This is a genomic window from Neobacillus cucumis (genome assembly GCF_016908975.1).
Taxonomy (GTDB): domain Bacteria; phylum Bacillota; class Bacilli; order Bacillales; family Cytobacillaceae; genus Neobacillus; species Neobacillus cucumis.
In genome coordinates, this window is record NZ_JAFBEX010000007.1 from 273,876 (window position 1) to 282,878 (window position 9,003).

At 34.2% G+C, this 9,003-nt stretch carries 10 protein-coding genes and 1 pseudogene; 6 read left to right on the forward strand and 5 right to left on the reverse strand.

All coding sequences use genetic code 11. The features are described from left to right. Nucleotides 1-48: 48 nt before the first annotated feature. Nucleotides 49-918: a hypothetical protein gene (locus JOC76_RS11735; protein ID WP_205177790.1), complete on the forward strand. Its 870-nt coding sequence runs from the start codon at nt 49-51 to the stop codon at nt 916-918. 278 nt (nt 919-1,196) lie between these two features. Here the strand turns inward: JOC76_RS11735 and JOC76_RS30855 are convergent, their stop codons facing one another. Continuing rightward, nucleotides 1,197-1,523: a zinc-ribbon domain-containing protein gene (locus JOC76_RS30855; RefSeq protein ID WP_372441936.1), complete on the reverse strand. Its 327-nt coding sequence runs from the start codon at nt 1,521-1,523 to the stop codon at nt 1,197-1,199. 56 nt (nt 1,524-1,579) lie between these two features. Here JOC76_RS30855 and JOC76_RS11745 point away from each other — a divergent pair. Then, a pseudogene (locus JOC76_RS11745) lies at nt 1,580-2,020 on the forward strand (Nmad3 family putative nucleotide modification protein); the annotation flags it as partial. 347 nt (nt 2,021-2,367) lie between these two features. On the opposite strand, the gene JOC76_RS11750 reads toward JOC76_RS11745, so the two are convergent. The 3 genes from JOC76_RS11750 to JOC76_RS11760 form a co-directional block, all read right to left on the reverse strand. Continuing rightward, nucleotides 2,368-2,931: a SadB/YajI family lipoprotein gene (locus JOC76_RS11750; RefSeq protein ID WP_205177792.1), complete on the reverse strand. Its 564-nt coding sequence runs from the start codon at nt 2,929-2,931 to the stop codon at nt 2,368-2,370. Between the two features lie 421 nt (nt 2,932-3,352). After that, nucleotides 3,353-3,808 carry a hypothetical protein gene (locus JOC76_RS11755; protein WP_205177793.1) on the reverse strand — a complete coding sequence of 152 codons (456 nt, stop codon included), beginning with the start codon at nt 3,806-3,808 and terminating at the stop codon, nt 3,353-3,355. 22 nt (nt 3,809-3,830) lie between these two features. Further along, nucleotides 3,831-3,977, reverse strand: a complete 147-nt coding sequence (locus JOC76_RS11760; protein WP_205177794.1) for a hypothetical protein — start codon at nt 3,975-3,977, stop codon at nt 3,831-3,833. A 403-nt stretch (nt 3,978-4,380) separates the two neighbouring features. Here JOC76_RS11760 and JOC76_RS11765 point away from each other — a divergent pair, with 403 nt between their 5' ends. Next, on the forward strand, nt 4,381-5,082 hold the full coding sequence (locus tag JOC76_RS11765) for a hypothetical protein (protein ID WP_205177795.1): 702 nt from the start codon (nt 4,381-4,383) through the stop codon (nt 5,080-5,082). Nucleotides 5,083-5,260: 178 nt separating this feature from the next. Here the strand turns inward: JOC76_RS11765 and JOC76_RS11770 are convergent, their stop codons facing one another. Next, nucleotides 5,261-6,091 (reverse strand): ATP-dependent DNA ligase, encoded by an 831-nt coding sequence (locus JOC76_RS11770; RefSeq protein WP_205177796.1) that lies wholly within the window; start codon nt 6,089-6,091, stop codon nt 5,261-5,263. Nucleotides 6,092-6,268: 177 nt separating this feature from the next. On the opposite strand from JOC76_RS11770, the gene JOC76_RS11775 reads away from it, so the two are divergent. The 3 genes from JOC76_RS11775 to JOC76_RS11780 all read left to right on the forward strand — a co-directional run bounded on the left by JOC76_RS11775 (nt 6,269) and on the right by JOC76_RS11780 (nt 8,721). Next, nucleotides 6,269-6,598 (forward strand): hypothetical protein, encoded by a 330-nt coding sequence (locus JOC76_RS11775; RefSeq protein ID WP_205177797.1) that lies wholly within the window; start codon nt 6,269-6,271, stop codon nt 6,596-6,598. A gap of 375 nt (nt 6,599-6,973) precedes the next feature. Beyond that, on the forward strand, nt 6,974-7,393 hold the full coding sequence (locus JOC76_RS30860) for a CBO0543 family protein (protein ID WP_372441937.1): 420 nt from the start codon (nt 6,974-6,976) through the stop codon (nt 7,391-7,393). 317 nt (nt 7,394-7,710) lie between these two features. Then, nucleotides 7,711-8,721, forward strand: a complete 1,011-nt coding sequence (locus JOC76_RS11780; RefSeq protein WP_205177798.1) for a DUF3231 family protein — start codon at nt 7,711-7,713, stop codon at nt 8,719-8,721. The last annotated feature ends 282 nt before the right edge of the window (nt 8,722-9,003 follow it).

The window sequence follows — 9,003 nt, forward strand, 5'->3', positions numbered from 1 at the left end:
AATTTAAATATATATCAAACAACAATTTAGAATTTAGAGGAGGAAAAAATGACGACATTAATAGCTTTCAGTTCAGTTGATAGTGAAGGGGTATCGGCTATATATTTAGCTAGTGATAGTAGGTTAAGTTGGGATACTACGGATGGAGGCATACTTTCATGGGACCATGGGAAAAAGGTCTTTTATTCTCAACGTTCTCCCTTGATAATGGGCTACTGTGGGGATGTATTATTTCCTACTCAAATCTTATCACAAATCATTGATTTATTAGATAATAATCTATTATCTTTAGATAACTTAAGTCCAATAGATGTATTTTCAGAAATTTCCAACCTAATCAAACACTCATTTGACAATTTCCCAAAAATTGTTATTACTAAGTCTTTTACGATAATTATTTGTGGGAGGGATAATGCTTCAGGAGATTTTTATTGCTACGAACTAGCTTGGAAAGAGGTAAAAGTAGAAGAACAGGATAAAAAGGAATGGAAATGGGTAGATAAACCTAAAGATATAAATAAAATTCAATCTGATGTAATTGCAGCATATGGATCGGGTGGAGACAACTTCAATAACTTTAAAACATTGTACGCAAAGAGTGATTTTTATGGTAAAACTAGAGGGATTTTTAATTGCTTCTATAATGCTATTAAAAGCCAAAAGGATTCTCGTAGCGGTGGAGTACCACAACTTGTTGGGATATACGAAGACAAGGCAGGAAAATGTTTAGGCGTTATTTCAGAGGGACAAAGATATTTAAATGGTATGCATATTAACAATAATTGTAATTATAATAATATCAAATGGGTGAATGAGTTATTTGAGGTGTGTGATGGAGATACATTAGAAAGAGGAGAAAATCAACAGCGTCATATAAAGCCTAATAATATAAAAGCTTATAGTGATGTTTATGAATGAAAAGTGGAAATTCTCGCGAAGAGCTTTCATTTCACGAGAATTTCTGACAAGGCAGGAAGGCTTTGCTCCTCCATCTCCTGATATGGACTCAGGCGTTTTTATCAACTTAAACTACTGCAAGATAAATATACTATAAGATTTAATAAAAATCAAAGCTAAATTTTTAGAACTATTTAAATTCAATTCTAAAGCACATTTATTAAGTTGGATTAGGAGTTGACCAAGATTTATATATATTTTTCTCGATTTGCAAGGTGCTCTTATTATAAACTAAATTATTAATGCTTACTTCTTTTCCGTGAACTTATAGGACAACCGCTACCTTTATTTCTGTTTTTAACGGGTATATTCCATGCATGTATGCAAACAGAACATAGCCACCAAACTCTTTTATTTGAACCTTTTGTAACATTAGTAGGTTTTAACTCACCGTTTTTCTCTTGATGCCACTCCTTCGCATGCTTTGGATTAGTAGTTTGCAAATCATTATGTCCAGCATATACAGTGTTTTTGCTTCTACAGGCAGGGCATCCCTGACCACGAATTGCTCTTTTATACACAGTTGTTTTCCATTCATATTGACAGTCACTACATTGCCACCAGATAGTTTAAGGAGGCCAAACGAGTAAATGGAACATGGAAATTTAGGCACAATGCTCCAAATATACACGCTATTTTTGGTTATTTAGAAGTTGATGATGTTTTTAATATTACTGGAGGAGATTTAATCCCCTCCTGGGCTAAGTATCACCCGCATTATAAAAATAAAACCGATTACAAAGGTAAAGGAAATGCTATTTATATGGCTACAGAATCAATTTCTGGTTGCCCAAATCATCCTGGTTATGGGATGTTCAATTACCATAAAAATCTTGTGTTGACTAAAGAAGGTGTAAAACAAAGATCAGTATGGGAGTTACCAGAATGCTTTAAGGAGGAGAACCACAATTTCAAATGCGGACTTAAAAAGTGGGAAATAGGGAAAAATGGATTAATAGAAACGCAGCCATTCGGGCAGGTGCAGGAAGTATTTATTAGCGAAAACCCCGAAGTGATTTCTTGGGCTGAAAAACTGATAATTACTTGTTCCTTATTTGATTAGTATTTATAAAAATTACCAAACTAGTTATTACATAACTTTATTTTACTCTTTATCTCGTGTGATTTTCACTAACATGATGGATAGTAATATCAAGGGTTGCACCCCCATTTCCTTTTACGCTCATGAAAAAGGCTTCTACTATCCAATGTTCTTTTAGGTCATATGTGGGTAAATAACAGTTGATCTCTTCTCATTTTGTTGAAACAAATAGGGAAAGCAAAAAGACTAAAGATAATACAAAAAGTCTGGAAAGTCTCGGATAGAAAAAAGTGATGTAGAAAGCGGAATAAAGATAAAAAGCTCTGGACACATACGACCAGAGCTTTTTATTATGATATGTATGTATGCTATACATCATACCAAATATCAAAAATCGTCCAATCCCCATCCACTTTTTTAAATTTCAAATATAAGAAAGTGGTAGGTGATACCTCTTCTCCATTTTTATCCTGATACATCTCTGTGATTTGAATCAATGCTTCGTTTTTTTTATGGTCGAAGGAGTAGTTGCTAACATCCCATCCAACAAATCCATCCTCTGTTTTTTTGGTATGTAAGGGGAATTTCCCTTGACTAGTCACCACATACACCCCATCTTCCATCTCTGTAAGTGATAGTTCATCAGATAGCAACGTTCTAATTTGTTCTTTGTTTCCTTCGTGTTTTGCAGTTACGAATTGTCGAGATAGATTTAGTAGGATTGGAAGGTTTTTATTCTCTTCATCAAGGGATTCAACTTTCTTCTCTAAACCTTGTACTCTCTGATTCAATTTTTTAATCTCTTGATTTTTCTTTTCAAGCTGATTGTTTGATGCTGCTTCCACCTTTTTTGTCTCAGATGAAACATTTTGTGAACATCCCGATAACAAGGCAAAACCAACTACAAGAAGAAACCATTTTCTCTTTTTCATATTTTCCCCACTTTCAAGTCTTTCTGAAACACAATTATTTTATCTCATATCTATGGAGCTGAAAAGAGACACGCCTTCGTACCTTATGGAGAGATTTTAATTAAATTGCGTTCCATCTTTTATGAATCTATTGCTAAATACAGTTAGAAAGAATTGGTGACAAAATTTCGCTTTGGGATTCTGATTAATCGGTATGTAGCACTTTTCTACAATTATATATCTTACTAGCTCACCCCTTCTCTCTTTCCTTCTTCCCCTTGGCCGTTTCTGACATTGGTAAAATGGTAAGTACCTTTCCTGTTAATTAACAACAAGAATGAACATGTACTTGTTGATGACGGCAAAGAGAGGTAATAACTAAAATATCAGGATAAAATTGTCTTTTTATAAAAAAAGAAGTGAGGCTGTGCCATCACTCTCTTCAATCAAATATGTATTTTCTATAGAATTGAAAGATTAAAAAATAATTAGCAACGAAGAAAGGGATATATATTGGTACATTCCATAAGCGAATGTTTTCACCTTCAGGATACACCAATAGCAATAACCCTGATTGAACAAAGAAATAAATCAATCCCAACCCGACGAACCTTACGATGTCCGCTGCCAAAGGACTGAAGTTTTGAAAACTTACTCCCTCTTCCTCTTCTTCTAACATCGATTCTATAACCTCATGTGCAGCTGGTCCCACATAAAGGCTGATCGCTATAAAAATCGGAATAAGTATGAACCAAACTAAAAGTGGTACATGTAAGTGGAGTGTTGGGCCAAGACATCCTTTTACACTTGCATATAAAAAGAAGAATATACAAAAGCAATACAATAATCGCCTAAACCGTTTTTCCATTTTAACGATTGAAGATTTCCCAAATTCCATATTTCACCCCCCTTCACAGAACCTACTTCAGTTCATTATCCTGATTTCTTTTCTTGCGATCTCGGTCTGGGTTTTTAAAATAATAGCCAAAAATAAATACTAAACCAATCGTAACTACCCATCCACCTATATTTTCACCTAAAGTAAATCCTAAAACTAGATGGTCCATACCGTTCACTCCATTTCCCAAAATCATTCTTTTGTATCGGTTATACATTACCTATAATCTATTAGCTTATCAGTTTATTCCATTTTTTATTTTATCTATATTTTAACATGGTGCAAATTAAGTAAGAATAATTTTGTTTCAAAAAACAATAGAAAAGGACAGTCATACTTATGGGTTCCGATACGGGGTGCAAAAAGGTAAATCACATTATGTTTCTAGCGTGAATTCGCATAAGAATTCACGCTTTTATTTTTATCGATATATCAACATTCTTCCTACTTTTATAATTATTTCTCTTGAGAATTCACATCACTTTTCTTGAGGGTGACAATACTTATTGTTCAGTGAGATTATTTGTGTGAAAATAGTTGTGAAATAGTGTGCGAAATGGGGGAACGTAACAATGAATTTTATCTTAGGAGGGTATTACATCATAACTCCTGCTGTAAGACCTGATTATATGGATAAACAGTTAATTCCAGATACCGTATTATCGGTTAGTGAGTGTATTTGTGATTTTCACCCAGAAACAACTGTTTTATGGAGTAGCTCAAATGAAGAAAAACGCATTTACGCCGAACAACTAAATATTTCTCAAGACACCTATGTTGAAATAGAAAAATGGATTGAAGATAAGTTTGAAGCAGGAATTTTTGGATTCCCACAGGTATTTAGCACGATTGAACTTGCTAGAGAATTCCTATCCAAATTTCTTTCCCACTTATCTGATTATAAAATTATCGGAATCGGATTAACAGAAGAGCGTGTCGAAGAATTTATCGAGTATGAAGAGTCTCTAAACAAACAAGAAGAAAACTTATACGGCATTGAAAAATTATTAATAAACAGAATCCCCATTGAAGAAAAAGATTCAAAAATAATGGGCTACGAAGTGCTTGGATTTGAGTCTGGAACATTTCACTCATATTTATGTAATGGCTTAGAAAAAGATTTTAATAAACATTTTAAATTCACTTTGAACCAAAATGGATTAATACCTTCTCTTGAAGAAGCTAATCGATATTGCGATTATAGTAATGATGATGATTTGGGAACTGAACCTGTTTTATGGCTTCCTTGGGCTATATTTGAATACAGTAAATAAAAAGCATTGGAATCTGTTGCTTCCAATGCTTTTTTGTATGTGATTTTTACTGTGATTTGGTATGAGAAATCATATGTGAATTGATATGATTTTTCCTATGCTTGCACCTCAAAACGGAACCGTTCCGTCATACTGGGGCCTTTTCTTTCGTTTTTTTAGAATATAAAAAAAACTCTAACTAGGAAATATATTCAACAAACGATGGGATTCGTAATAACCCTTGTTTTGTATAATTTCTAAATTTTACTCGGCACTGTATTTCTGGCTTGATAAAAACAAACTTCTTATCTTCTCCGATTATTAAATCCTGGTATCTAGCATAGAACTTCATCTTTTCCTTTTGGTTAATGAATTCCATTACACCTGAAGGTTTTAGACTATCCCCTTCAGACGTGCTTAATAGGAGGCCAAAATCATCTTTCCTTAACCCTGTTATATAGACATCTGCATATTTATAATTAATCACTTTTAACCAGTCGTGGGATCGCTTATTATCTTGATACATAGAATTGGCTCTCTTAAGCACTATTCCCTCTAAATCATGCTGCTGAATAAGATTAAAGTACTCTTCCCCATGTCCGACCATCCACTGAACCAATACGATCTCATTTGATTGAGGTAAGAAAGATTCCAATAGTTTTTTTCTTTCTACTAAAGGCAGGTTGGTAACTTTGTCCCCTGCATAATAAATGACATCAAAAACACAATATTGAATCCTGAGAGTTGATTTATTAGACTGAAATCTCTCCATTGCTGCCTCAAAATCAGGTTTTCCATCTCGGTCTGGTACGATAAGCTCCCCATCCAAAACAGTCCCATCAGCAATGTCGATGTCTAGTAACTCAGGATACCTCGCTGTGACCTCTTTATGGTGTCTTGTATATAATCGTACCTTTCCATTAAACTTGGAAAGTAATAAACGAATCCCGTCTAATTTCAATTCTGTAATAAATTCTTCATCATTAAAGGCATTTTCACTCCGCTGAAGAAGCATTGGTGCTACAAACATAAAATCACCTCTATAGTAATTTTATCATGGTTCCACCAAATACTAATCTGGTAATAAAGTGAAATAACCTGAATTATCAACTCTAAAAGTGTCAAATATTGCTCACAATTTCAAATATAATCGATGGGACTTCCCTCTTCTTTTGTCGAATATTGTTAAATAAAAGGAGGAATGTTCGTGAACAATCATTTATTAGCAATTAATGTTGAAAAAGCAAAAAAAAGATTAGTAAAGTTACAAAGCCAGGTTATTGATTTAGAAATCTTTATAGGTGAAGCGGAAAATTATTATGCAGAAAGTTTTGAACAGAAAGTGATAAAGGAATACGCTTATTTAGGCAGTTTGTTCAAAGTAACCGCAAAACTCAATAAAGAACTTCTTGAAATGGGTGAAGAAAAGAAACTGAAGATGTCTGATATTTCTAGTATCATTGACAGTAAGCCTATTGATGAACTCCATAAAAATGTGAGGAAAATTTATAGAATAAATAAGAAGATTATGCACTGAAAGTAACGAGTCAGCATTTGAGAGAGTAAGAAAAGGACTTTTGTTTAGGGTCCTGGAGCGATCGGCTCTGTGTTCAGTCCGATATTGCGACCTAGAAGAAACAACTGATGTTAATAATGAGGGTTTAATCAACAAAGGGTCGTCATGAGATGATCCTTTTTCTTGTAGATTAACATTGCCTACTTAAGCATATTGTGAAGAAATGTACTTAAAGTAACGGGGCAGTTACTTGAATAAGCACAAAAGAATCGCACTGTGTAATGGCTATATGGCGAATGAATTATTCGATTCTGTTGGAAAATATAGTGAAGGACGTGAGGTGACGTGTGGTTCTTAATACTAACGGTTATTGTACTTAATACCGTGTTCTGGTTAATGCCTAAGAAGCTGACTAAAACTGAGATATTCGCAACCTGTATGTTTGCATGCGTTTTTGAGCTGATAGTGAACATCTATTTGGACCTAAAACTCGATTGGTACGGCTACTTCCAGAAAGGTCCTCAATGGGGATCTTTAATTGTCATATTCGGCATTTATCCTGCAGCTAACGCTATTTTTCTGAATTACTATCAGTACATGAAGAATGTTGCACAGAAATTTTGGTACATCATAGGGTGCTCGGTTTTCGCCGTAGTTTATGAGTGGTTAGCGGACAAGTCTGGATACTTTTATTACAATCAATGGAAACTTTGGTACTCTGCAGTTCTTTATCCGTTCATATTCCTGATACTGTTGGTGGTTTTGAAGTTGGTTCGAAAGCTGATTCACAGTCAGTACGAGCGTATTTCTCAATAAGCGTGTACGAGTTGACTATAAGATTGTGAAAAATTGTTCTTAAAAAAACGGGTGCGTGAGTGAAAGACCATTTTCTGGCAATGATCGCTGCGGCGGTCATTTTTGCTTGTTGAACTAAAGGGGCAGGTTAGTGTAATAACCGATAAGGACATAACTAATATTCAGATGTGAATTTTAAAATGGTTATGTTTTTTTTGTAATGTACAAATATGTGTAATTCATCATAAAGGTTTAATTCTATAAAGTGTTTCTGAGAGCAGAATTTTTAAAAATAATTTGGAAAAAATACTTTGTAAAGAAAAAAGGAGATTGCCTTTATGACAGACCACACAAAAATAAAGATGACTTCAGCAGAAATAGGAACATTGTGGAAATTGTATATGTTTGAAACCTTAAATCGGTGTATTTTGAAGTATTTTATAGCGACAGTAGATGACACTGATATACAAATGCTTATGCAAACTAAACTGGAAGCAAAAGAAAAGCGAATACAAAAAATAACATCTTTTTATATCCAAGAAGGAATTCCCAAGCCAATGGGATACACTGATATGGATGTCAATGTTAAAGCACCTAGACTTTTTACGGATGTGTTAATGGCTCAATACATATTCTTTATGGCAAGGGCAGGAATGGAACAGTACGGACTTGGAATGTTTGCTTGTCCTCGTTCCGATGTACATCAATACTGTTATGAAAGCCTGACCTTTTTTACTGAAATTCAAAACAAAATTATGGATGTTCTCCTGCAAAAGGGAATTTATACTCGTGCACCATATATACCGTATCCGAAACAAGTTGATTTTGTAAAAGAACAGAGTTATTTAACAGGATGGTTTGGGGAACGGCGACCTCTTCACGCCATACAAATCACTGACTTATTTCTTAATTTGCAACGAAATGCTCTGGGAAAAGAGATAATAACTGGATTTAGCCAAACAGTAAAGTCAGAAGAAATTTGTAAATATCTGTTACGAGGGAAAAAGATTACATTGAAATTAATAGAAGAATTCAGTTCAATTCTAAAAGACGACGAAATTTCAGTACCTGCATTTGGAGGGTTAGGTGTTACAGAATCAAAAGAAGCTCCGTTCTCAGATAAATTAATGCTTAGTTTAATTAACTTTCTAAATCACTATGCTGTTTCTGTTTGTGGCTTATCATTAAGTGAAAGCACAAGGAGAGATTTATTTGTCCATTATACAAATATAATAGCTGAAATTGGGTTATATGCTGAAGATGGAGTCAATTTGATGATTAAAAATGGGTATATGGAAGAGCCACCAAAAACACCAGACAGAGAGGAATTGGCTAGTAGAAAAGATTAGCATCCCAGGTGTAAAACGGTGGTTATTTTTCTATCGAGGCATATTTTTTAACAAGGATAGCTACGGCTTTCTTTTTTGAACTAATGGGTGCAAGAGTTAAGGAAAGTGATCGCATTGGCGGTCTTTTTTCTTGTTGTACTAACTGGCGGGTTTAGCATTCCTGTAGATCGTTATTTTTCGACTTTGAAAAAAATAGGGCTCCTCAGTAAGATATGAGTATAGACACCACTCTAACTCACAACTTTAGGAGGAACCCTACTATGAAGTTTAAAATGCAAAACA